The sequence below is a fragment of the Anianabacter salinae genome, from assembly GCF_019061145.1.
Taxonomy (GTDB): domain Bacteria; phylum Pseudomonadota; class Alphaproteobacteria; order Rhodobacterales; family Rhodobacteraceae; genus Anianibacter; species Anianibacter salinarum.
In genome coordinates this window covers 283,445-305,618 of sequence record NZ_JAHQZS010000004.1, presented here as the reverse complement: position 1 = coordinate 305,618, position 22,174 = coordinate 283,445, and the positions used below count along the sequence as shown (strand labels likewise).

Genomic DNA, 22,174 nt, shown 5'->3' with positions numbered 1-22,174 from the left:
ATGCACTGCCGAACGCTAGACCGTCGCCATGACCGAGACGATCGCGGACATCTACAGGCAGCGTGTCGCGGACGGCAGCATCCGCCCCGATCCCGCGCAGGAACAGGTGCTGCCGCGCCTTGAAGCCTTGCGGGCGCACTTTGCGGATGTGCCGGACCGCAAGGGGTTACGCGGGCTGTTCTCGAAGCCGCCCGAACCGCCGAAGGGACTGTATCTCTGGGGCGGGGTCGGGCGCGGCAAGTCGATGCTGATGGACCTGTTCTTTGCCGCCGTCCCGGTGCAGGCCAAGCGCCGGGTGCATTTCCATGCGTTCATGCAAGAGGTGCAGCAGGGGCTTGAGGAGGCGCGCAAATCCGGCGCGCGTGACGCGATCCTGCCGGTGGCCGCCCGCATCGCGTCGGACATCCGGCTTTTGTGCTTCGACGAGATGCAGATCTCGGACATCGCGGATGCAATGATCGTCGGACGCCTGTTCGAAAAGCTGTTCGAGGACGGCGTGGTTGTGGTCACGACCTCGAACCGGCACCCTGACGCGCTGTACAAGGACGGGCTGAACCGGCAGCTGTTCCTGCCGTTCATCGACCTCATCAAGGCGCGGATGGAGGTTCACCATCTGGTTGCCGGGGCGGATTACCGTCAGGACCGGCTGGCGGGAGAGGACACCTACTTCACCCCCGCCGATGCCGCCGCGCGCGCCGCCATCGACACGCTGTTCGATGCGTTGTCGGGCGGCGCCGCGCCAGAGCCGCTGACCTTGAAGATCAAGGGCCGCGAGGTGTCGGTGCCCGACTACGCCAATGGTGTGGCGCGGGCGACGTTCTGGGATCTTTGCGCCAAGCCGCTCGGCCCTGCCGACTACCTTGCGCTGGCCGAGGCGGTGCGGGTGCTGATCCTCGAGGAGGTGCCGCGCCTCAGCTCCGAGAACTACAACGAGGCGCGCCGCTTCGTGACGCTGATCGACGCGCTGTATGAGGCGAGGACGCGGCTGGTGATCTCGGCGGCGGATGTGCCCGAACGGCTGTATTTCGAGGGCGAGGGCAGTTTCGAGTTCGAGCGCACGGCGTCCCGCCTGCGCGAAATGCAAAGCGACGGCTGGGGGAGCTGATGCGCGCCTTCGTGGCGATCGACATGCCCGAAGAGGTGCTGGAGGTGCTCGAAGACCTGCAGGACCGTCTTCCCGAGGGGCGGCTGTTGGACCCCGAAACGCTGCACCTGACATTGGCCTTCCTCGACGAGATCACCGACGAGCAGGCGCAGGAGATGCACGATGCATTGTCCGCGCTGCGGATGGCGCCTTTCACGCTGGCGCTGCATGGGCTGGGCACCTTCGGCGCCCGGCAGCCGACCGCGCTCTGGGCCGGGGTGAAGCCGGCGCCCGCCCTGACCGAGTTGCAAGGCAAGGTGAAGGGCGCCGCATTCCGCACCGGGATCGCGTTGCCCCGCCGCCGGTTCCGCCCGCATGTGACTCTGGCGCGCTTCCCGGAGCGGCTGGACGCGGTGCAGCTGGAGCGGCTGCGGCTGTTCCTGGAGCGTCACGCGGGGATGGCTTTGCCCGAGGTGGAGGTGGACGAGATCACGCTGTTCCGCTCGACCCTTGGCAAGGGCGGCGCGATCCACGAGCCGCTGGCGGACTATCCGCTGCGGGGGTGAGGGTTTGCGGTCGCAGCTTGCGCGTCCAGCCAGTGATTTGCGCCGCCTTCGGCGTCATTGCTGAGGATTTGCGCCGCCTTTGACGTCGCGGATGGAAGGGGGGCTTTGCCCCCCTCTTGGCCTGCGGCCAATTCACCCCCCAGAGGTATTTTCGGACCAAAGATGCGAGAGGCGCGCGCGGGGTGTCAGCCGTTCTCGCGCAGGACGCGGCCTGCGAGGTAGAGCGAGCCGCATATCAGGAGGCGCGCGGAGGGGGCGGTGGCGGTGATCGTGGCGATGGCCTCGGCGACGCCGGGCGCGGTGTCCGCGGCGATGCCGGCGGCGCGGGCGGCGTCTCGGGTGGTCTCGGCGGGCAGGGTGTTCGCCTCGCCGGGGATCGAGACGGCGGTGAGCGACGCGGCGTGGGCGGCGAGCGGGCGCAGGTAGCCGACGATGTCCTTGGTGTTCAGCATGCCGCAGATCAGGTGCGTCTCGCGCGGCGGCATCCGGGCGAGCGTTGCGGCAAGGGCCTCTCCGGCGGCTGGATTGTGCCCGCCGTCTAGCCACAGCTCGGCCGCGCCCGCGGCGTCCACCAGCGGGCCGCGGCGCAGCCGCTGCATCCGGGCGGGCCAGTCGGCGCGGGTGACGGCGGCCTCGCAGGCGTCGGCGGACACGCCCAGATGGCGCAGCGCGGCCAGCGCGGTGCCTGCGTTGTCGATCTGGTGCGGGCCGGGCAGGTTCGGCAGCGGCAGGTCGAGAAGCCCGGTCTCGTCCTGGAATTCGAGCCGCCCGCGATCCTCGGCGGCGTGCCAGTGCTGGCCCTGGGCCAGAAGCGGCACGGCAAGGCGCGCCGCCTGCGCCTCGATCACGGCGCTGGCGGCGTCCTGCTGGCGGGCGACGACGCAAGGCACCGCGCGCTTGAGGATGCCGGCCTTTTCGGCGGCGATCTGGGGCAGGGTGTCGCCGAGGTATTGCTGGTGGTCGATCGAGACCGGCGTGATGATGGTAAGGGCGGGCCGCGCGATGATGTTGGTTGCGTCGAGCCGACCGCCGAGCCCGACCTCGAGCAGGGTCCATTCGGCGGGGGTGCGCGCCATGGCGAGGATCGCCGCGCAGGTGGTGATCTCGAAATAGGTGATCGGCTCGGCGCCGTTGGCGCGTTCGCACTCGGCCAGCACGTCCGACAGGTGATCCTCGGCGATCAGGCGTCCGGCCAGCCGGATGCGTTCGTGGAAGCGGGCGAGATGCGGCGATGTGTAGGCGTGCACGCGCGCGCCCGTCGCCTCGAGACCCGCGCGGATCATCGCCTGGGTCGAGCCCTTGCCGTTGGTGCCTGCGACGTGGATCACCGGCGGCAGGTCGCGTTCGGGGTGGCCAAGCGCGGCCAGCAGGCGCCACATCCGGTCCAGCGTCAGGTCGATGATCTTTGGGTGAAGCGCCATCATCCTTGCCAGCAGGATGTCGGACGCCTCTTGCGCCGATGCCGCGCTCACGGCTTGGGCGTATCCTTGGCGGGCTTTTCCGGCGCCTTCGGTGCCGCAGGGTCCGGCGTCAGCGCCTGTTGCGCGGCCGCCTCGCTTTGCGGGCGGGCGTCGGGGCCTTCTTCGGGCGGGGGCAGGTCGCCGCGCACGGCGGGCGGCAGGCCCATCAGCATCCGGGTGATCGTTATCAGCTCGTCGCGCAGGTGCTTGCGGTGGGTGACCCGGTCGAGCATCCCGTGATCCAGCAGGTATTCGGCGCGCTGGAAGCCTTCGGGCAGTTTCTCGCGGATGGTCTGTTCGATAACGCGCGGCCCGGCAAAGCAGATCAGCGCGTTCGGTTCCGCGATGTGCACGTCGCCCAGCATCGCGTAGGACGCGGTGACGCCGCCGGTGGTGGGGTGGGTGAGCACCACGATATAGGGCAGCCCGGCCTCTTTCAGCATCTGCACCGCGACGGTGGTGCGCGGCATCTGCATCAGCGACAGGATACCCTCTTGCATGCGGGCGCCGCCGGCGGCCGAGAACAGGATCAGCGGCCGCTTCATCTCGACGGCCTTTTCGGCGGCGGCGATGATCGCGTTGCCGACATACATGCCCATCGAGCCGCCCATGAACGAGAAGTCCTGCGCGGCGACGACCACCGGGGTGCGCCCGATCTCGCCCGCGCCGACCAGCATCGCCTCGGCCTCGCCGGTGGTCTTCTGCGCGGCGCGCAGGCGGTCGGGGTATTTCTTCTGGTCGCGGAAATGCAGCGGATCGAGCACCGGCTCGGGCACCTTGACCTCGGAGAAGGCGCCGCCGTCGAACAGCGCCCGGAAGCGTTCGCGCGGCGTGATGCCAAGGTGGTGGTCGCAGTTGGTGCAGACGTTCAGGTTGTCGGTCAGTTCCCGGTGGAACAGCATGGTTCCGCATTCGGGGCACTTGGACCACAGGTTCTCGGGCATCTCGCGGCGCGAGAAGATCGAGTTGATGGTCGGTCTGACGTAGTTCGTGATCCAGTTCATCGCCTGTTCCCAGCGGCCATTGGGTTGGGGGTCAGATAGGCCGGGCGGGCCGGGAATGCAATCAACGGCGCAGGATGCGGCGCAGCACGATCCAGGCCAGCAAGAGGACCGCGACATCGCCGAGGATCAGGCGGCTGACCACGGCATCGTCCGCGATGGTGTAGGGCGTGAGGTAAAGTGCAAGGCCCGGGATCGCGCCCTTGGTCGCGATGACGATGATCGCGAAGGTGTTGTTGACGAAATGAAACCCCCAGGCCGCGCCGATGCTGCCGGTGATGGCGGTCAGGTCGGCGGCGATCAACCCGAACAGCGCGGCGGCGCCCACGACCAGAAGCGCGCTGTCCCCGGCGCCCACGGGGTCAAGGTGGACGATGCCGAACAGCAGGGACGGCAGCACCAGCCACATCAGCGGCGAGGCAAAGCGCGCGGCAAGCTGTTGCTGCAGGTATCCCCGGAACAGCAGCTCCTCGGCGCCGGTCTGCACCAGCACCCCCAGAAGCGCCAGCGGCAGGAACCGCAGCCAGAGCGTCGGATCAAGCCCCGGGTCCGGCGTATAGGCCTGCAGCCAGATCAGCAGCGACACCCCCAGAAGCCCGCCGACAACGCCGCCCGCGACCAGGAAATCGCGAAAGGCCATACCGCCGGGCCCGATCAGCGTTCCCGCCCTACGCTTGTGCAGCGCGCGTGCAGCCACGACAGGGCCAAGCGCCATGCCAAGGAAGGTGCCCAGCAAAAGCAGCGTCGCGGTGGGGGTATTGGCGGCGCCGATCCGCTCGATCCAGTAGCCCGCGTCGGCCTGGCCAAGCCCGAAGAAAAGCAGCACGAACAGCGCGGCGATCACCGCAAGGTAGACGGCCAGCGCCAGAAGCAGTCCGACCAGCAGCCGCCAGATTTGCGGATAGGCGCGGGCGGGTGCGACGAACGCCGCAAATGCCGGACGGATCATGCTCGTATGCCTGTTCTTGTTATGCCCAAAACCCTAGCTCACAGCCGTGAGGCGGGCAATCGGACTTGTGCCGATTGGGGGGCTCTTCTATTCCGAAGGCCAAGGTAAGGGAGAGCACACATGCCAAATCGTTCCTTCGACAAATCCCGGCTGCCCAGCCGCCATGTGACCGAAGGCCCGTCGCGCGCGCCGCACCGGTCCTACTACTACGCGATGGGGCTGAACGCGGACGACATCGCGCGGCCCTTCGTCGGTGTTGCGACCTGCTGGAACGAGGCGGCGCCCTGCAACATCGCGCTGTCGCGGCAGGCGCAGTCGGTCAAGATGGGCGTCAAGTCGGCGGGCGGCACCCCGCGCGAGTTCACCACGATCACCGTAACCGACGGCATCGCGATGGGACACGAGGGCATGCGGTCCTCGCTCGCCTCGCGTGAGGCGATTGCCGACACCGTGGAGCTGACGATGCGTGGCCACAGCTATGATGCCATCGTCGGGCTGGCGGGCTGCGACAAGTCGCTGCCGGGGATGATGATGGCGATGGTGCGTCTCAACGTGCCGTCGGTGTTCATCTACGGCGGCTCGATCCTGCCCGGCAAGGTGCCCGCGGGCGCCAATGTGCCCGAGGATTTCGCGAGCCGTGACCTGACCGTGCAGGACATGTTCGAGGCCGTCGGCCGCCACCAGAACGGCACCCTGTCAGACGAGGCGCTGGCGATCCTTGAACGCGTCGCCTGCCCGTCGGCGGGCGCCTGCGGCGGCCAGTTCACGGCGAACACCATGGCCTGCGTGTCAGAGGCGATCGGCCTTGCGCTGTTCAACTCCTCCGGCGCGCCTGCACCTTACGAAAGCCGCGATCAGTATGGCACGGCCTCGGGTGAGGCTGTCATGGACCTGATCGAAAAGAACATCCGCGCCCGCGACGTGGTGACGCTCAAGGCGCTTGAGAACGCGGCGCGTGTCGTCGCCTGCACCGGCGGGTCGACCAACGCCGGCCTGCACCTGCCCGCGATCGCGCATGAAGCGGGGATCGACTTTTTCCTCGATGACGTGTGCGAAATCTTCCGCGACACACCGTACTTCGTCGATCTCAAGCCCGGCGGTCAGTACGTCGCGAAAGACCTTTACGACGCGGGCGGCATTCCCGTCGTGATGAAGGAACTGCGCAAGGCGGGCCTGATCCACGAGGAGTGCATTACCGCGAGCGGCCGCTCCATCGGCGAGGAACTCGACCTCATCGACCGCGAGGCGGACGGCAAGGTGATCTTTCCCATCGACGCGCCGATCACCAAGACCGGCGGCGTCGTCGGCCTCAAGGGCAACCTTGCGCCTCAGGGTGCCATCGTGAAGGTCGCGGGCATGTCCGAGGCCGAGCAGGTGTTCACCGGCCCCGCCCTCGTGTTCGAGTGCGAGGAAGACGCCTTCGAGGCGGTCAAGGCGCGCAGCTACTCCGAAGGTGATGTCATCGTCATCCGCAACGAAGGCCCCGCAGGCGGCCCCGGCATGCGCGAGATGCTGTCGACCACGGCGGCGCTGTCCGGTCAGGGCATGGGCAAGAAGCTGGCGCTCATCACCGATGGCCGGTTCTCGGGTGCAACGCGCGGCTTCTGCGTCGGCCATGTCGGCCCCGAAGCGGCGCAAGGCGGTCCCATCGCGCTGCTGAAAGACGGTGACATGATTACCATCGACGCGATCAAGGGCGAGATCAGCGTGGACCTGTCCGACGACGAACTGGCGCAGCGCAAGGCCGCATGGTCCGGCCCGCGCGAGACGATCTATGCCTCGGGCGCGCTGTGGAAATTCGCGCAGCTTGTGGGCGAGACCTACAAGGGCGCCGTCACCCATCCCGGCGGCAAGGCCGAGCGTCATGAGTACATGGATCTGTAACCCGTTCGGCGCCGCCTGTCTGGCGGCGCTGATCCTGTCCGGCTGCACAGGCGGCACCGGCGCGCGCCCCGAGATGGTGACGCGCTTTGCGGTGTCCGGCGGCGATGTGGTGATCGCGGGGCCGCGCGGCTTCTGCGTCGATCCGGGCGCCTCGTCTGCGACGGGAACCCCGGCCTTCGTCCTGCTGTCGAGCTGCGTTTCCGTCACCGGCTCGGCCCGCGCCGCGCGCCCCGCTCAGAACGCGCTTTTGACCGCGTCGGTGGCGACCGCGCCCCCGCGCGGCCCGGACGGCCCCGATCTGGCCGAGGCGCTGCGCCAGTTCTTCGCCACCGAAGCCGGACGCGCCGCCATCGCCCGCAGCGGCGATCCCGCTGACGTGACGCTGGCGGATGCAAGCGTGGACGGCGACGGCGTGGTTCTCTGGGTCGAGGATCGAGGCCCCGGTCGCCCCGAACTGGCCAGCGGTTATTGGCGCGGCGTCTTTGCGCTGAACGGGCGGCTGGTGACCGTTTCGGCCATCGGATACGCCGACCGGCCCCTGTCGCGGGATGACGGGCTGCGGCTGGTGCGGCAGTTTCGCACCGCGACCGAAGCCGCCTCGCCGCGCGCCGCGTCCGGCAATGACGCCACGGCAGGCGAAGAAAATGCGCCGATCAGGGCGCTTCTGTCGTTTGCGCGTTTGCGCCGCTGAAACCTTATGTGGTTCTACTACGGCAACTCAGAAGACCGATAAGGCACAAGGGCAGCACATGGCGAAACCGTTGCGCGGCACGATCGACCGTCTGATGCACCGCCGCATGTTGCGCCGGTGGAGCGGAGTCGCGCGCAATGCGGCCAACCTCGATCTCACCGATTTGCGCGGACTGCGCGGCATGGCGCGGGAATTGCGCGCGCAGATCGATGCGCTTCTGTTTGTGGCCGAGGGGCGGCTGGCGCTGCCCGTCGTAGGCCCCAACCCGATCCAGAAGCCTCTGCACACCGACTGGGCCTGGCGGCCCGAGTTCTGGCGCGGCCCGATGCAGGCACGGGGTATGACGGCTGTCGACAGCCGGACGGAATACGGCAACGAGCTCAAGGTGTTCCACGACTGCACCCAAAGCGAGCTGACACTTCGCCAGGTCCGCAACATCCGCGAATCCGATCTGGCGCCCTACGGCTTGCGGATGGACGTGTTCCGCTTTGACGGCAGCTTTCTGTCGCTGGTGATCGAGATCCCCAAGGAGGCTGTGAACGGCTTGTCACGCCGCCACATCATGCGCGTCGCCGCCGTGGTCGAGGTGGAACGCCCGCTGGAAATCTTCGCCCGCCTGAACGTCAAGCACGGGCCGAACACCGAACAGGTGGTGCGCGAATTGCCGATCACCGACGACGAGGTGATCGTCGACTTCGACCTCGCCTACACCAAGCTTAACGAAAAGCGGGTCGAGAAGATGTGGCTCGACCTGATCTTCGAGGGCGCCGAGATGAACCAGATCACCCTGCGGGACGTGGCGTTCACCCGTCGCCCCCGCGCCGACCTTTGAAGGGAGAGGGCATGGCCGGACTGACCCTGACCAAGACGCGGCTGGCAGCCGGGCGCTGGGAAGGCGTGCTTGATGCCGACGACAGAGTGACCGGGATGCCGAGGATCGAGGTCACGCATCTGGACGAGCCGGTGGAAGGCGTGACCATGACCCCCGACCCCCGGAACGATGGCCGCTGGTTCGTGACCGTGACCGTCCCGCCCGAGGCCATCACCGACGGCGTCCAGACTATCCTGATGTCCGAGCCCGAGACCGGAGAGCGTCTTGGCTCATTCACCATCATCGCGGGCGATCCGCTTGACGACGACTTGCGGGCCGAAATCGACCTGCTGCGCGCCGAGCTGGACATGCTCAAGGCCGCGTTTCGCCGTCACTGCGTGGAAACGGCAGGCTAGGGCCTACCGCCCCGGCGCACCGAACAGCGAATTCAGCGCATCCTGGATCACCCGGTCCAGCGCGTTCTGCGGCTGGGGCTGCTGGCGCTGCGGCACGGCCTGGGGCGCCTGCACCGTCTGCGGCGCAGGCTCGGCCATGGGCAGCGGACGCGGCGGAAGATCGCGGTGCACCCGCACCATCGTCTCGTGCCAGATCTCGGCGGGCAGACCGCCGCCCGTCACGCCCGTCAGCGGCGTGTTGTCGTCGTATCCCATCCAGACGCCCGCGACGTAATCGGCGGTGAAGCCCAGGAACCACGCATCGCGCGCCGCCGAAGTGGTGCCGGTCTTGCCCGCCGCCTGGTGGTTCGGCAGAGCGGCCCGCGCGCCGGTGCCATCGGCAACGACGCGGCTCATCATGTAGACCAGCTGCCGCGCTGCGGTTTCCGAGATCACCCGCTCGCCCATGCCGCCCTCTTGCGTCATCAGCGGGGTCTGATCGCCCAAAAGGCGCAGTTCCGTCAGCCCGTAGGGCGTCACCGACGAGCCACCGTTCAGGAACCCGGCATAGGCGCCCGTCATCTCGATCAGCGTCGATTCGGAGGCGCCGAGCGCCAGCGCCGGACCCGCCGCCAGATCGCTTTCGATGCCGAATCCTTCGGCGACGGTGCGCACCTTGTCGCGGCCCACCAGTTCGGAAACCTTCACCGCAGGGATGTTCAGCGAATCCTTGAGAGCCTCGGTCAGGGTGACGGTGCCGTGAAAACGCTTGTCGTAGTTTTCGGGCGACCAGGGCCCGGACCCCGGAATATCAAGCGTGATCGGCTCGTCCACCACGCGGTCGTTCATGGAATACCCAAGCTCCAGCGCGGTGGCATAGACGAAGGGCTTGAACGCCGACCCGGTTTGCCGATTCGCCTGGATCGCCCGGTTGAACTGGCCCGAGATCCCGCGCACGCGCCGCCCGCCGACCATCGCCCGCACTGCGCCATCCGCCGACATCACCACGATCGCGGCCTGCGCCTGTGATCCTTCGCTCACCCGTTCGTCAAAGACGAATTGCAGCGCCTCCTCGGCGGCGCGCTGGATGTCCTGGTCGAACGTGGTGCGGATGACGACATCCTCGGTCGTGTCGCGGGTCAGGAAGGACGGCCCCGATTCCATCACCCAGTCGGCGAAATACCCGCCAGCGCGCGCTTCGGCGGCGGCGGACAACTGGGCAGGGGCGGCACGGGCGCGGTCGGCCTCGGTGGCGGTCAGGTAGCCCTGATCCTCCATCAGCCCGATCACCACGTTGGCACGATCCTGCGCGCGCTCGATGCTCGCGGTCGGCGCCAGACGGCTGGGCGCGGTCAGAAGGCCCGCCAGCATCGCGGCCTCGGCGGCATCCACATTGGCGGCGGACTTTCCGAAATAGCGCTGGCTTGCAGCTTCGAAGCCGCGCGCGCCCGCGCCAAGATAGGCCCGGTTGAGGTAGATCGTCAGGATCTCGTCCTTGGAGTACCGCGTCTCCATCGCCAGCGAATAGGGCACTTCCTTGAGCTTGCGCCAGATCGACGAACGGCGGCAGTCCTGCTCGTATTCCGCCTCGGTCATCGTTCCATCGGGATCATAAGGCACGCCCAGGCACAGCAGCTTTGCCACCTGCTGCGTGATGGTCGACCCGCCGTGCCCGTCCAGCGGGCCACGCCCCTCGCGCAGGTTGATGCGGATGGCACCCGCGATGCCGCGCGGGCTGATGCCGACATGGCGATAGAACCGCTTGTCCTCGGTGGCGACCACCGCGTTGCGCAGCAGGGGCGAGATCGTGTCGGCCGTGATCTGGCCGCCGAACTGCTCGCCCCGCCAGGCGAACACGTCACCCTCGCGGTCCATCAGCGTGACGGACCCGCGCGTGCGCGCATCCAGAAGCTCGGTCACCGGCGGAAGGGTCGAATAGTAGTAGAACACCGTCAGGCCCAGGATCAGCCCAAGGACAACGCCGCCACGCCAGGCCAGCGCCCACAGGGCGCGCAAAAGCCAGCGCGCCGGCGCCAGCAACCAGCCGACAAAGCCCTGCGGCTTGCGCCGAGGCTTGGACTTGGCGCGCGCGGGCCGCTTGGCCGGTGTTCGCTTGGGCGACACCCGGCGATCCGCGACCAGCGGGCTCCGTCTTTTTCCCGATCCTGACATGGGGCGGTGACTGCTCTCACTTGTTTTGCCGCACTGTAGCGCCTGAGCGGCCGGAAGGGGAGAGACCGCGCCGCACCTCAAGACATTTTTGATGTGCCAAATTTTTGTGCGATGATGCCGGATTGTGCAAAAATTGTGCAACTACCACCGATTCTGCACCTGCAAACACCACGGCCCGGCTTGAGTCCCGCCGGGTGCACGGCTCCTTCTGTGCCGCGTGGGTTCCCAGCAGGACCACCTGCCTAATCGGAAGGGGAAAGACGTGAAACTGATTATAGCAGCAATCAAGCCGTTCAAGCTGGAGGAGGTGCGTGAAGCACTGACCGCCATCGGTGTGCGCGGCATGATGGTGACAGAGATCAAGGGCTTCGGATCGCAGTCCGGCCATACGGAGATCTACCGCGGCGCCGAATACGCCGTGAACTTCGTGCCGAAGGTCAAGCTCGAGATCGCCGTGGCCGCCTCGATGGCCGACCAGGTGGTCGAGACCATCCAGAAGACGGCCAAGACCGACAAGATCGGCGACGGCAAGATTTTCGTACTCGATCTGCAAAGCGCCGTGCGCGTCCGCACGGGTGAAACCAACGAAGACGCGCTTTGAGCCGCGGAACGATCCTGACGAAAGGACAGAAACTTATGAAACTGACCAGAGTTCTTCCCCTTGCGGCAAGCGTGGCGCTTCTGCCCGCGCTTGGCTACGCACAGGAGGCCACCGAAGCGGCTGCGCCCGGCTTCGATGAAATCGGCCCCTATATCATGACGACGCTGCTGTTCCTTGTGGGCGGCTTCCTGGTGTTCTGGATGGCGGCGGGCTTTGCGATGCTCGAAGCCGGCCTCGTGCGGTCCAAGAACGTCGCGATGCAGCTGACCAAGAACATCGCGCTCTTTTCCATCGCCGGCATCATGTACTGGCTGGTGGGCTTCAACCTGATGTATCCGGGCGACTTCAACGGTTATGTCGGCGGCTTCTTCAACATCACCTCGCTTGAGCCTGTCGGCCTTGCCGCTGCCGATGCGTCGCTCGACTACGCGTCGGTCGCCTCCGACTTCTTCTTCCAGCTGATGTTCGTCGCGGCAACCGCGTCCATCGTTTCGGGCGCACTGGCCGAGCGGATCAAGCTGTGGCCGTTCCTTGCCTTCGTTGTCGTGCTGACCGGCTTCATGTATCCGATCTCCGGCTCCTGGCAGTGGGGCGGCGGCTTCCTGTCCGAGATGGGCTTCTCCGACTTCGCCGGTTCGACCATCGTGCACTCGGTCGGTGGCTGGGCAGCGCTTGCCGGTGCCATCGTGCTTGGCCCGCGTCTTGGCAAGTACAAGGACGGCCGCGTCAACCCGATGCCCGGCTCGAACCTGGCCCTCGCCACGCTCGGCACGTTCATCCTGTGGCTCGGCTGGTTCGGCTTCAACGGCGGCTCGCAGCTTGCTGCAGGCACCGTTGGCGACATCACCGACGTCGGCCGGATCTTTGCCAACACCAACATGGCAGCCTCTGCCGGTGCGGTCGCGGCGCTGATCCTGACCCAGGTGATGTACAAGAAGGTCGACCTTACGATGGTCCTCAACGGCGCCCTCGCGGGTCTCGTGTCGATCACTGCGGAACCGCTGGCCCCGTCGCTCTTCGGATCTCTGTGGATCGGTGCAATTGGCGGCGTGATCGTGGTGTTCGCGGTTCCGATGCTGGACAAGCTCAAGATCGACGACGTCGTCGGCGCCATCCCGGTCCACCTGTTCGCAGGCATCTGGGGCACCATCGCCGTGGTCTTCTACAACACCGAGACCAGCATCGTGACCCAGATCATCGGGATCGCGGCCTACGGTATCTTCACCTTCGTGGTGTCGCTGATTGTCTGGTTCGCCCTCAAGGCAGCCATGGGCATCCGCGTCAGCGAAGAGGCAGAGATCAACGGTCTCGACATGTCCGAACTGGGCATGGAGGCCTACCCGGACTTCTCGAAAGGCTGACCTCCCTTCCTGTCAGTCCGAGACACCTGCCCGGGCGTTCGCGCCCGGGCTTTTTTGTGCCTGGATCAAAGATGGAAGGGGCGGCTCTACCCCTGCACCTTCTTCGGCGCACCCGTGGCCATGTCGGTGCCGACAAACGGCAGCTTGGCCTGTTTCCACGCGCCAAAGCCTCCGCCCAGGTGCGCCACGGTGCCAAAGCCCGCGTCCAGCGCTGCCCGCGCGACCTTTTCCGACCGCATCCCCGATCCGCAGTGGAACACGATCTGTTTCGTATCGCCTTGCGGCAGGGTCTCGGCGCGGAAGAACGCCAATGGCATCAGAAGCGCGCCGTGCACATGCTCGAACATGTACTCCTGCGGCGTGCGCACGTCGATCAGCACGATCCGCCCGGCTTCCAGCGCGTCGTGCACCTCTTGCGCCGTCCAGGTTTCCAGCGTGCCCTTGTCTGTCTCTTCGGTCTGCATGATGTCCTCTCAGAACTTGTTGGCGGGGATCTTGAAGTAGCTCTTTCCGTCGCCCTCGGGGTCCGGCAGCCGCCCGCCGCGCAGGTTCACCTGCAAGGCATAGAGCATCCGGTCGGGCAGCTTGAGCGTCGCGTCGCGGTCGTCGCGCAGCTTGCGATAGTCGGCTTCCGACACGCCGCCGCCGAGGTGGATGTTGTGCGCGCGGTGCACCGCCACCGTCGCCTCCCATGCGGGGTCGGTGCGATCGCCGACGGGCGGATAGTCGTGGCCCACGAACAGCCGCGTCTCGTCGGGCAGCGACAGGATCGACATCAGCGAGGCATAGAGATCGGCGGACGATCCGCCGGGGAAATCGGCGCGCGTCGTGCCTGCGTCCACATGCATGAAAGTGTCATGCACGAAAGCCGCGTCGCCGATGACATAGGTGACAGAGCCAAGCGTATGTCCGGGGTGCAGCATCACCCGCACCTCCAGATCGCCCAAACGGAACGTCTCGCCATCCGCGAACAGCCGGTCGAAATCGCGGTCTGCATCGAAGGCATCCGGCAGGTTGTAGAACCCCGCCCAAAGCGCCGCGATGTCGCGCACCTTTTCGCCGATTCCGGTCGGGGCGCCCGTCTGGTCCTTCAGCCACGCGGACGCCATCATGTGATCGGCGTGGGGGTGGGTGTCGAGCACCCATTTCACCGTCAGGCCCTCGGTGCGGACATACTCCAGAACCTCGGCCGCGCTGTCGGTGCGGGTGCGCCCGTGCGCGGGGTCGAAATCAAGCACCACGTCGATCAGCGCGGCCTCCTTCGTCGCCTCGTCGACGGCGACATACATGATCGACCCGGTGTCCTTGTCGTAGAACCCTGCAACGCGCGGGCTGTGCGGCCCGGTGGACGGGCTGATTCGGCTGAACATGAGTCACCTCTCTTGGCTTCGCTTGGACCAAGACGTATTCCAAATACAGAATATTAAAAGGGGGCAGCCGAAACTTTCCTCGCGACAGGCCCGAAAACGCAAAAAGCCCCGCGTGGGCGGGGCTCTTGCGGTGGTGCTGCGCGCTGGTCAGACACCGGCATCGATGATCGCCCTGGCCAGCACCGGCACCGTCGTCTGGTTCAACCCGGCGATGTTCATTCGGCTGTCGCCAACCATGTAGATCCCGTGATCGTTGCGCATCGTGGCGACCTGATCGGGCGTCGCGCCGATGCGGCTGAACATGCCGCGATGCTGCGCGATAAAGCCAAAGCGGTCCGAGCCGGACAGGCGCTGCAACTCTGCCGCCAACTGCTCGCGCAGGCCCAGCATCGTCAGGCGCACGTCTTCCAGCTCTGCCATCCAGTCGGCCTTCAGGGCGTCATCGGCAAGGATCATCGACACCAGCCGCGCGCCGTGATCGGGCGGGAACGAATAGTTCTGGCGGTTGAGGAACGCCAGCGTTCCCTGCACCGCAGCCGTCGCGCCGGTGTTCGGCGCGATGCCCATCAGAACGCCGGTGCGTTCGCGGTAGATGCCGAAGTTCTTGGAACAGCTTGCGGCGATCAGCGCCTCGGGCACGCTGCGGACCATCAGGCGCAGGCCTTCTGCATCCGCCTCGAGCCCGTCGCCGAAGCCCTGGTAGGCGATGTCGATCAGCGGCGTCGCGCCGATCTTCGACAGATGCCCCGCCACCGTGCGCCATTCCTCGATATTGAGGTTGGCGCCCGTCGGGTTGTGGCAGCAGCCGTGCAGAAGCACGACGTCGCCCGCCTTTACCTCGGCAAGATCCGCCATCATGCCGCCGAAATCGACCGCGCGGCTGTCCTCGTCGAAATAGCGATACTCGCGCATCGTCATCCCGAGATACTTGATGATCGACGGATGGTTCGGCCAGGTCGGGTTCGACAACCACACGGTCGCGCCGGGATTGCTCATCTTGATAAGTTCAAGCGCCTGCCGGATCGCGCCGGTGCCGCCGGGCGTGGCCGCCGCCGCCACCCTCGCATCCTCGACCGCGCCGCCGAGCACCAGATCGCGCATGCCCATCGTGAAGGCCGGATCGCCCGCAAGCCCGGTGTAGGCCTTGGTCGTTTCCGTTTCCCACAGCTGCCGCTCTGCGGTCTTGATCGCCCGCATCACCGGGGTCACGCCCTCGGGGTTGCGGTAGACGCCGACGCCCAGATCGACCTTCTGCTCGCGCGGGTCGGCCTTGTATTCCTCCATCAGCATCAGGATCTTGTCCTTCGGCTGCTCCTGCAGGTCTTCCAGCATCATGCGTCTCCTGTCGCGACCTTGAGGTCGCCGTACATGCCCCACTCGGCCCACGAGCCGTCGTAGAGCGCATTTCGGTCATGGCCGATCCGGGCCAGAGCAAGGTTGATGATCGCCGCCGTCACGCCCGACCCGCAGGTGGTGATCGCGGGCTTGTCCAGATCGACGCCCGCCTCGGCGAACACCGCGCGCAGGTCGTCCGGCGTCTTCATCGTGCCGTCTGAGCCAAACAGCGCGGCGTAGTGGACATTCTTCGATCCGGGGATGTGCCCGGCGCGCAGACCGGGGCGCGGCTCTGGCGCTTCGCCGCGGAACCGGGCCGCAGAGCGGGCATCGAGAATCTCGTAGTCGCGCAGCTTGGACGCGGCGGCAACCTGCGTGACGTCCTTGACCAGATGGTTCTGAAGGCTCGCGCTCATGTGACGGTCGCGCACAACGGGGGGCAGATCCTCGACCGTGCGCCCTTCGGACTGCCATTTCGGGAACCCGCCGTCCAGCACGGCGACATCCGCCTTGCCCATCAGCCGGAACAGCCACCACACCCGCGCCGCCGAGAAGATCCCCGCGCCGTCATAGACCACCACCTGATGCCCGTCGCCGATGCCGAGGGCGCGCATCCGGCTCATGAATTTTTCGGGCGGGGGGGCCATGTGCGGCATGTCGCTGCGCGCGTCAGACAGATCGTCGATGTCGACGAAGCGCGCGCCGGGGATATGAGCTGCCTCGTATTCGGCGCGGGCATCGCGGTTCATGTCGGGCAGATACCACGAAGCGTCGATCACGCGCAGGTCGGGGTCGCCAAGATGATCGGCCAGCCAGGCCGTCGAAACGAGAGTTCTGGGATCGTCGCCGGGCATTGCACGCCTCCGCCGTTGACTGCGACGTGCGTAGCGGCGGGCGCGGCGAAGGGCAAGGCCCGGGCCGTGCTGGCCCGGGCCCGTTGCGTCAGCTTTTCGCCATCGCCTTCTTCACGATGCCGACGATCGCCATCAGAACGCCGCCGCCGACACCGCCCGAGGCCACTTGTCCGATGATCGCGCCGATATCCATGCCGCCAGCGGCACCCGCCGCGCCGGCCATGTCACCGGCACCCAGCATGCCCAGAAGCTGCCCGCCGATGCCGCCGCCGACGATACCCGCCAGCGAGTTTCCCAGAAGCCCGAGATCGAGGCTTTTCACGCCCTTGCCGACGGCATTGCCGCCAATGGCCCCGGCGAGCAGACTGATGATGAGTTCCATGGATGTCCCTTCCGTCCTGTCACACGCGATCCTTTTGCCGGATCACTGGTCGGGACTTTACCCAAGGGAAGGCGGCTGTCGTGCGAAATCTTTGAAAAAGGTCAGCCGTTGTCTTTCAGAAGCCGCGCCTTTTGCCGGTTCCAGTCGCGCTTGGCGCTGGTTTCCCGCTTGTCGACGGTGCGCTTGCCCTTGCCGATGGCGATCTTGATCTTGGCCATGCCGCGATGGTTGAAATACAGCACCAGCGGCACCAGCGTCATGCCCTGCCGCCCGATCGCCTGCCACATCCGCGCGATGTCCTTGCGCGATGCCAGCAGCTTGCGGCGCCGCCGTTCCTCGTGCGGGAACGTCTTGGCCTGCAGGTAGGGGGCGATATAGCCGTTCACCAGCCACAATTCGCCATCCTCGACGGTGGCATAGCTTTCGGCGATGTTCGCCTGTCCCTCGCGCAGGGACTTCACCTCGGACCCCAGCAGCATGATCCCGCATTCGAGATCATCCTCGATGGCATAGTCGTAGCGCGCGCGCCGGTTCTCGGCGACGACCTTGTAATTGCGTTCTTCTGCGGTCTTGGGCTTGGCCATGGTCGCTGTGACCTAATGGCCCGCGCGCCCTGCGTCCAGAGGCGGCAAAGTCTGAATGCAAAAGGGGTGATGGTTGCCCATCACCCCAAGTCAGGTTGAAACAGGCCCCATGGACCGCAATCGCTAGCCCAAGAGCGGGATGATACTTTCAGCGCGGGTTAGCGGCTGCGCCAGTGAGCGCAGACATGCTCGACCCGGCCAAAGCGAACACGTTCATACGCATTCACAAAGACACCAGTCTTCATGCCCCATCTCCTTCTAGAGAGGGTTTCCCTTGAAATGGGGCACCGGACCTGTCAGATTCTGAGTGCGAAGTCGGAATGCTGACGGGCCTGCGCCCCGATGTTATCCACCACGAAAGCCGGTCCTTAGGGCCGGTTTTCTTGCTTCTTCCCTACGGTCGAGCTTCCGCCCGGGTGTCCCACCGCAGGGGCAAACATCTTCTGTCCATAGCACACCTTCTACATCTTGGGCCTACGCCACACTTGGACCATACGCAGATCCAACGGCTGGTCAAGGCTTAACGCCTGTGTTCCCGGAATGTTCGACTTCGGCGTTAATTCGGAACGCCTTGCCTAACGCTGAGTTGCGTGGTAGTTGGATGAAGGGCAGGCGTTAGGAGTGTTGCATGTCGGAAGATGAAGATATGGTCGCCGTGAACTTGAAGCGCGAGCGGAGCCCGTCCTTTCCATACCTAGACTTGGAGGCGTGCATCGATCTAATGAAGATTCTGTATGCTGCGGCGAGGATGAACGGTGTGCGGCAGTCAGATGCAGCCGTCGCCTGGGATATGGCACCCAAGAGCGGGTCTCTTCTGCGGTATGTCGCTGCGTTAGGTCAGTTTGGTCTCATAGAAACGATCGGGAGCGGCGATCAGCGACGCTTGAAAATTAGTGCAACAGGCCGACGAATACTTGAGGACGACCGCCCTGGTGTTCGCGAAGCCCTAAAGTCAGAGGCGGCGCTCAAACCAACTATCGTTCGCGGCCTGTACTTTGGCGAAGGCGACATGCCTGCATGGGGAAAAGATCGTCCGTCAGACAACATCGCCGAGAGTTCACTGAAGTTCGACATGGGCTTCGGGTCGGAGGCGGCGCGAAGGTTTCTCACGGTCTACGACGCCACCATAAAGTGCGTGATCGATAATGGAGACGTTAAGGGACCCATCCACAGCGGGGACGGTGAGGCGTTAGAATCTGACGACATTGAACCCGAAGCCGATGCAGAACTTATGTTGGCAAAGCCGCCACTTGCCCTCCAGACGCCGCCCCCTGAGGTGGCGAGTGAAGCCACATTAAACGTCATCGACTTTCAGAATGCGGGAAAGGGAAAGATCAGGATATCAGCCGTCTTAGACGCAGAGGGTCTTGATATGTTGGAGAAAAAAATCGCAGCGTTCAGGATGCTGATCAACTGATAGTAATTCTTCCAGCGGGCCTTCACAGCCGGGCGCGTAGACAGACCACGCGTGTGAATCACTGTGAGACCCAATGCTTATCTCGTAATCTTCTGACATGTGGCAAAAATCATGGCTGGCGGCGTTGGGCGCAAACCCCGCTTCACTCGAGCGAAAGATTTCTGATTTCATAATGACCCGGCACCAAAGTCTTCAAAAGACTTTGCTCGAATTCCTTGAAGGAATTCGCCGCCCCCGGATCAGTTCAATATACCCGCATGCACCATCGCGTCGCGGATCGCGTGCTTGGTGCCGTCGGTCAGCCCGACCAGCGGCGAGCGCACCTCTTCGGTGCAGCGGCCCAGCAGCGACAGCGCGTATTTCGCGCCCACCAGCCCCGGCTCGATGAAGATCGCCTCGTGCAGCGGCATCAGCCGGTCCTGGTAGTCGAGCGCCTTGGCATAGTCGCCCGCAAGCGTCGCCTCCTGGAACTCGGCACACAGCTTGGGCGCGACGTTGGCCGTCACGCTGATCGCGCCGACGCCGCCATGGGCGTTGAACCCCAGCGCGGTGGCATCTTCGCCCGACAGCTGGATGAAATCGGCGCCGCAGCTTGCCCGCTGCTGGCTGACCCGAGCGATGTCACCGGTGGCATCCTTGACCCCGACGATCCGGGGCAGGCGCGCCAATTCGCCCATGGTCGCAGGGCTCATGTCCACGACCGACCGGCCGGGGATGTTGTAGATGATGATCGGCAATTCGCAGCAGTCATGCAGCGCGGTGTAGTGCGCGATCAGCCCGCGCTGTGTCGGCTTGTTGTAATACGGCGTGACGACCAGCGCCGCACTCGCGCCGACCGATTCCGCGTGGCGCATGAAGCGCATCGCCTCGACCGTGTTGTTCGACCCGGCGCCTGCGATCACCGGCACCCGGCCATCCACGATGCGCACCGTCTCGGCGATCATCCGCTCGTGTTCCTCATGCGTCAGCGTCGGGCTTTCGCCCGTCGTGCCCACCGGCGCAAGCGCATGGGTGCCGCTGTCGATGTGCCACTCGATCAGGTCTTTCAGCGTGCCAAGGTCCAGCTTCCCGTCCTTGAACGGTGTCACCAGTGCCGGGATGGAACCCCTTATCATCGCACGCCTCCTTCGCCTTGGGCCGCATTGGCGGGCTTCGGCCGCCACCGGTCGGGCTGTCGCTTTCGTGTGTTGCGCTGCCGACCGTGCCAGCTACCCTAAGCGGCGTTCACAATGCAAGACGAGGCTATCATGCGGCGCGCGCTTCTCGGCCTGACGCTGGCGTTTTCCACGCTGCCCACCCTGTCCCATACACAGGCCGCCCTGGATCGCGGCCTGCAGGCGCTGTCGAACGGCGATGTCTCGCAAGCCCGGCGGCTTGCGGCAGATGATGGCCCGGCGGCGCTGGATATCGTCGACTGGACCTGGCTGCGCGACGGCAACGGCGATCTGGCCGATTACGTCGCCTTTCTGGAGAAGAACTCCCATTGGCCGGGCCTTGCCTGGCTGCGCGAGCGCGGCGAGGCGCGGATTTCGGACGGCGACGATCCCGAACGGGTGCTGGCCTTCTTCGGCGGCGAGCGTCCGCAGACCGCGACCGGCGCGCTGCGCCTGATCCGCGCCTACAATCGCCTTGGCCGCCAGGGTGACGCCGATGCGCTCGCTGTTCTGGCCTGGCGGACGATGTCGATGGACCGGGCCGAGCGGCTTGCCTTTCAACAGGGGTTCCCGGACCTGCTGGCGCCGCACCACACCGCAAGGCTCGACATGCTGCTGTGGCGCGGGCTGCTCGATCAGGCCGAGGTGATCCTGCCGCTTGTGCCGGACGACTGGAAAGCGCTGGCCGCCGCGCGGATCGCGCTGCGTGCCGACCGGCCCGGCGTCGATGCGCTGATCGAGGCGGTGCCCGAAAGCCTCGCCCTCGACGGTGGCCTTGCCTATGAGCGGTTCCAGTGGCGCGCCAGCCGGGGCCGGATCGATGACGCGGTCGAGTTGATGCTGGAACGCAGCGTCTCGGCTGCCGCGCTGGGACAACCTGCGCGCTGGGCGCGCCTGCGCCGCGACTACGCCCGCCGCCTGATGCGCGAGGGTGACGCCGACACCGCCTATCGCCTTGCCAGCCGCCATTTCGTCGATCCGGCCGAGGATTACCTCGACTTCTCGGATCTCGAATGGCTGGCGGGGTATCTGGCGCTGACCTATCTGGACGCGCCCGAACAGGCGCTTCTGCACTTCACCCGGTTCGAAACCAGCGTCGAATCGCCCATCAGCATGGGCCGTGCAGGCTACTGGATCGGCCGCGCGCAAGAGGCGCTGGGCGATACGCAGGCCGCGCAGGACGCCTACAGCTGGGGCGGCAAGTACCAGACCAGCTTTTATGGCCAGCTTGCCGCCGAGAAGGCGGGCCTGCCGATGGACCCGACCGCCGCCAACCTGCCGCCGTTCCCCGGCCCCTCTGGCACCAGCTTTGACGGCAGCGACGTGATCGAGGCGGCCCGCCTGTTCCACGGCAGCGGCCGGCTCAGCCGCGCCGAGCAATTCCTGTCGCATCTGGCCGAAACCGTTCCCGACGAGGAACTGGTCGCCTATATCGGCCATGTCCGCGACGTGTTCGACGATCCGCACCTGAACGTCGCCGTCGGCAAGCAGGTCGCCCAGCGCGGCCTGCCGATCCCCTATGCCTATTTCCCCGAGGCCGACCTTGGCGTCGCCGACCTACCGGTGCCGCGCGCGCTGGCGCTGGCGATCGCTCGGCGCGAAAGCGAATTCGATCCCGTCGTGGTAAGCCCCGCGGGGGCGCTTGGCCTGATGCAGCTGATGCCGGGCACCGGCGAGTTGATGGCGCGGGAACTGGACCTGCCCTATGTGCGCGGCAACCTGACGGCTGATCCGGTCTACAACGCCACGCTCGGCAGCGGCTATCTGCGCAAGCTGGTGGACGAGTTCGGCTTTAACATCCCGCTCGTGGCGGCGGGCTACAACGCCGGGCCGGGGCGGCCGCGCCGCTGGATCGAGGAATACGGCGATCCGCGCGCTGCGGGTGTCGACGCCGTGGACTGGGTCGAGCATGTGCCCTTCAACGAGACGCGCAACTACATCATGCGGGTGATGGAGGCCTACACGATCTATGACGCGCGGGTGGCGGGAGAAACGCGACCATTTCTGGTAAGCGATCTACTCAAGGGGCAGTAGCGAACTGGCTCGCCGTCAAACCGCCGCTTCATCAATGGTAAACCACTAGCGCCTAAGAGGGTGCCGTAC

At 66.0% G+C, this 22,174-nt stretch carries 21 protein-coding genes; 10 read left to right on the top strand and 11 right to left on the bottom strand.

Going from position 1 to position 22,174, the window contains the following annotated elements:
• Positions 1–28: 28 nt before the first annotated feature.
• Together zapE and thpR are read left to right on the top strand one after the other, a co-directional pair.
• On the top strand, positions 29–1,105 hold the full coding sequence (gene zapE, locus KTJ87_RS13105) for a cell division protein ZapE (protein WP_267139571.1): 1,077 nt from the start codon (positions 29–31) through the stop codon (positions 1,103–1,105).
• The gene (gene thpR, locus KTJ87_RS13100) at positions 1,105–1,650 is read left to right on the top strand and encodes an RNA 2',3'-cyclic phosphodiesterase (RefSeq protein WP_267139570.1); all 546 of its coding nucleotides are present in this window, start codon (positions 1,105–1,107) and stop codon (positions 1,648–1,650) included. Before zapE ends, thpR begins: the two co-directional genes overlap by 1 nt.
• 185 nt (positions 1,651–1,835) lie before the next feature.
• Here thpR and KTJ87_RS13095 read toward each other — a convergent pair whose 3' ends face one another.
• The 3 genes from KTJ87_RS13095 to KTJ87_RS13085 all read right to left on the bottom strand — a co-directional run bounded on the left by KTJ87_RS13095 (position 1,836) and on the right by KTJ87_RS13085 (position 5,060).
• Positions 1,836–3,074, bottom strand: a complete 1,239-nt coding sequence (locus KTJ87_RS13095; RefSeq protein ID WP_267139661.1) for a bifunctional folylpolyglutamate synthase/dihydrofolate synthase — start codon at positions 3,072–3,074, stop codon at positions 1,836–1,838.
• A gap of 44 nt (positions 3,075–3,118) precedes the next feature.
• Positions 3,119–4,114 carry an acetyl-CoA carboxylase, carboxyltransferase subunit beta gene (accD, locus tag KTJ87_RS13090; protein ID WP_267139569.1) on the bottom strand — a complete coding sequence of 332 codons (996 nt, stop codon included), beginning with the start codon at positions 4,112–4,114 and terminating at the stop codon, positions 3,119–3,121.
• Positions 4,115–4,175: 61 nt separating this feature from the next.
• Positions 4,176–5,060, bottom strand: coding sequence for a CPBP family intramembrane glutamic endopeptidase (locus KTJ87_RS13085; RefSeq protein ID WP_267139568.1), 885 nt, complete (start codon positions 5,058–5,060; stop codon positions 4,176–4,178).
• A gap of 120 nt (positions 5,061–5,180) precedes the next feature.
• On the opposite strand from KTJ87_RS13085, the gene ilvD reads away from it, so the two are divergent.
• The 4 genes from ilvD to KTJ87_RS13065 are packed head-to-tail and all read left to right on the top strand — an operon-like array spanning position 5,181 to position 8,862.
• Positions 5,181–6,944: a dihydroxy-acid dehydratase gene (gene ilvD / locus KTJ87_RS13080; protein WP_267139567.1), complete on the top strand. Its 1,764-nt coding sequence runs from the start codon at positions 5,181–5,183 to the stop codon at positions 6,942–6,944.
• Positions 6,925–7,635 carry a hypothetical protein gene (locus tag KTJ87_RS13075; protein ID WP_267139566.1) on the top strand — a complete coding sequence of 237 codons (711 nt, stop codon included), beginning with the start codon at positions 6,925–6,927 and terminating at the stop codon, positions 7,633–7,635. Before ilvD ends, KTJ87_RS13075 begins: the two co-directional genes overlap by 20 nt.
• Before the next feature lie 58 nt (positions 7,636–7,693).
• Positions 7,694–8,467: a DUF6478 family protein gene (locus tag KTJ87_RS13070; protein WP_267139565.1), complete on the top strand. Its 774-nt coding sequence runs from the start codon at positions 7,694–7,696 to the stop codon at positions 8,465–8,467.
• 11 nt (positions 8,468–8,478) lie between these two features.
• The gene (locus KTJ87_RS13065) at positions 8,479–8,862 is read left to right on the top strand and encodes a hypothetical protein (RefSeq protein WP_267139564.1); all 384 of its coding nucleotides are present in this window, start codon (positions 8,479–8,481) and stop codon (positions 8,860–8,862) included.
• A 3-nt stretch (positions 8,863–8,865) separates the two neighbouring features.
• Here the strand turns inward: KTJ87_RS13065 and KTJ87_RS13060 are convergent, their stop codons facing one another.
• Positions 8,866–11,013, bottom strand: coding sequence for a transglycosylase domain-containing protein (locus KTJ87_RS13060; protein ID WP_267139563.1), 2,148 nt, complete (start codon positions 11,011–11,013; stop codon positions 8,866–8,868).
• Between the two features lie 262 nt (positions 11,014–11,275).
• On the opposite strand from KTJ87_RS13060, the gene KTJ87_RS13055 reads away from it, so the two are divergent.
• Positions 11,276–11,614: a P-II family nitrogen regulator gene (locus KTJ87_RS13055; RefSeq protein WP_267139562.1), complete on the top strand. Its 339-nt coding sequence runs from the start codon at positions 11,276–11,278 to the stop codon at positions 11,612–11,614.
• Between the two features lie 35 nt (positions 11,615–11,649).
• On the top strand, positions 11,650–12,975 hold the full coding sequence (locus KTJ87_RS13050) for an ammonium transporter (protein ID WP_267139561.1): 1,326 nt from the start codon (positions 11,650–11,652) through the stop codon (positions 12,973–12,975).
• Between the two features lie 86 nt (positions 12,976–13,061).
• Here KTJ87_RS13050 and KTJ87_RS13045 read toward each other — a convergent pair whose 3' ends face one another.
• From KTJ87_RS13045 to smpB, 6 genes are all read right to left on the bottom strand, one after another.
• A complete protein-coding gene (locus tag KTJ87_RS13045; RefSeq protein ID WP_267139560.1) occupies positions 13,062–13,439 on the bottom strand; it encodes a rhodanese-like domain-containing protein in 378 nt (125 codons plus the stop codon).
• Positions 13,440–13,448: 9 nt separating this feature from the next.
• Positions 13,449–14,345 (bottom strand): MBL fold metallo-hydrolase, encoded by an 897-nt coding sequence (locus tag KTJ87_RS13040; protein ID WP_267139559.1) that lies wholly within the window; start codon positions 14,343–14,345, stop codon positions 13,449–13,451.
• A 147-nt stretch (positions 14,346–14,492) separates the two neighbouring features.
• Complete coding sequence (locus KTJ87_RS13035; protein ID WP_267139558.1) at positions 14,493–15,677, bottom strand: amino acid aminotransferase; 1,185 nt, start codon at positions 15,675–15,677, stop codon at positions 14,493–14,495.
• Complete coding sequence (gene sseA / locus KTJ87_RS13030; protein WP_267139557.1) at positions 15,677–16,534, bottom strand: 3-mercaptopyruvate sulfurtransferase; 858 nt, start codon at positions 16,532–16,534, stop codon at positions 15,677–15,679. Before sseA ends, KTJ87_RS13035 begins: the two co-directional genes overlap by 1 nt.
• Before the next feature lie 88 nt (positions 16,535–16,622).
• Entirely contained in the window at positions 16,623–16,916 is a 294-nt protein-coding gene (locus KTJ87_RS13025; RefSeq protein WP_267139556.1) for a hypothetical protein, read from the bottom strand.
• Positions 16,917–17,017: 101 nt separating this feature from the next.
• Positions 17,018–17,500, bottom strand: coding sequence for an SsrA-binding protein SmpB (smpB, locus tag KTJ87_RS13020; RefSeq protein ID WP_267139555.1), 483 nt, complete (start codon positions 17,498–17,500; stop codon positions 17,018–17,020).
• 628 nt (positions 17,501–18,128) lie between these two features.
• On the opposite strand from smpB, the gene KTJ87_RS13015 reads away from it, so the two are divergent.
• Positions 18,129–18,917 (top strand): hypothetical protein, encoded by a 789-nt coding sequence (locus tag KTJ87_RS13015; RefSeq protein WP_267139554.1) that lies wholly within the window; start codon positions 18,129–18,131, stop codon positions 18,915–18,917.
• Between the two features lie 239 nt (positions 18,918–19,156).
• Here KTJ87_RS13015 and dapA read toward each other — a convergent pair whose 3' ends face one another.
• Entirely contained in the window at positions 19,157–20,032 is an 876-nt protein-coding gene (gene dapA / locus KTJ87_RS13010) for a 4-hydroxy-tetrahydrodipicolinate synthase (RefSeq protein ID WP_267139553.1), read from the bottom strand.
• Between the two features lie 132 nt (positions 20,033–20,164).
• Here dapA and KTJ87_RS13005 point away from each other — a divergent pair, with 132 nt between their 5' ends.
• The gene (locus KTJ87_RS13005) at positions 20,165–22,105 is read left to right on the top strand and encodes a lytic transglycosylase domain-containing protein (RefSeq protein WP_267139552.1); all 1,941 of its coding nucleotides are present in this window, start codon (positions 20,165–20,167) and stop codon (positions 22,103–22,105) included.
• Positions 22,106–22,174: the final 69 nt, after the last annotated feature.

Bases quoted from the DNA above. Each gene is read 5' to 3' on its own strand.
- KTJ87_RS13005 (WP_267139552.1), top strand. From the start codon at position 20,165: ATGCGGCGCGCGCTTCTCGGCCTGACGCTGGCGTTTTCCACGCTGCCC.
- KTJ87_RS13050 (WP_267139561.1), top strand. From the start codon at position 11,650: ATGAAACTGACCAGAGTTCTTCCCCTTGCGGCAAGCGTGGCGCTTCTG.
- KTJ87_RS13085 (WP_267139568.1), bottom strand. From the start codon at position 5,060: ATGATCCGTCCGGCATTTGCGGCGTTCGTCGCACCCGCCCGCGCCTAT.
- KTJ87_RS13095 (WP_267139661.1), bottom strand. From the start codon at position 3,074: ATGATGGCGCTTCACCCAAAGATCATCGACCTGACGCTGGACCGGATG.
- sseA (WP_267139557.1), bottom strand. From the start codon at position 16,534: ATGCCCGGCGACGATCCCAGAACTCTCGTTTCGACGGCCTGGCTGGCC.
- KTJ87_RS13035 (WP_267139558.1), bottom strand. From the start codon at position 15,677: ATGCTGGAAGACCTGCAGGAGCAGCCGAAGGACAAGATCCTGATGCTG.
- KTJ87_RS13040 (WP_267139559.1), bottom strand. From the start codon at position 14,345: ATGTTCAGCCGAATCAGCCCGTCCACCGGGCCGCACAGCCCGCGCGTT.
- KTJ87_RS13075 (WP_267139566.1), top strand. From the start codon at position 6,925: ATGAGTACATGGATCTGTAACCCGTTCGGCGCCGCCTGTCTGGCGGCG.
- KTJ87_RS13025 (WP_267139556.1), bottom strand. From the start codon at position 16,916: ATGGAACTCATCATCAGTCTGCTCGCCGGGGCCATTGGCGGCAATGCC.
- accD (WP_267139569.1), bottom strand. From the start codon at position 4,114: ATGAACTGGATCACGAACTACGTCAGACCGACCATCAACTCGATCTTC.
- smpB (WP_267139555.1), bottom strand. From the start codon at position 17,500: ATGGCCAAGCCCAAGACCGCAGAAGAACGCAATTACAAGGTCGTCGCC.
- thpR (WP_267139570.1), top strand. From the start codon at position 1,105: ATGCGCGCCTTCGTGGCGATCGACATGCCCGAAGAGGTGCTGGAGGTG.
- KTJ87_RS13070 (WP_267139565.1), top strand. From the start codon at position 7,694: ATGGCGAAACCGTTGCGCGGCACGATCGACCGTCTGATGCACCGCCGC.
- KTJ87_RS13065 (WP_267139564.1), top strand. From the start codon at position 8,479: ATGGCCGGACTGACCCTGACCAAGACGCGGCTGGCAGCCGGGCGCTGG.
- ilvD (WP_267139567.1), top strand. From the start codon at position 5,181: ATGCCAAATCGTTCCTTCGACAAATCCCGGCTGCCCAGCCGCCATGTG.
- zapE (WP_267139571.1), top strand. From the start codon at position 29: ATGACCGAGACGATCGCGGACATCTACAGGCAGCGTGTCGCGGACGGC.
- dapA (WP_267139553.1), bottom strand. From the start codon at position 20,032: ATGATAAGGGGTTCCATCCCGGCACTGGTGACACCGTTCAAGGACGGG.
- KTJ87_RS13060 (WP_267139563.1), bottom strand. From the start codon at position 11,013: ATGTCAGGATCGGGAAAAAGACGGAGCCCGCTGGTCGCGGATCGCCGG.
- KTJ87_RS13045 (WP_267139560.1), bottom strand. From the start codon at position 13,439: ATGCAGACCGAAGAGACAGACAAGGGCACGCTGGAAACCTGGACGGCG.
- KTJ87_RS13015 (WP_267139554.1), top strand. From the start codon at position 18,129: ATGTCGGAAGATGAAGATATGGTCGCCGTGAACTTGAAGCGCGAGCGG.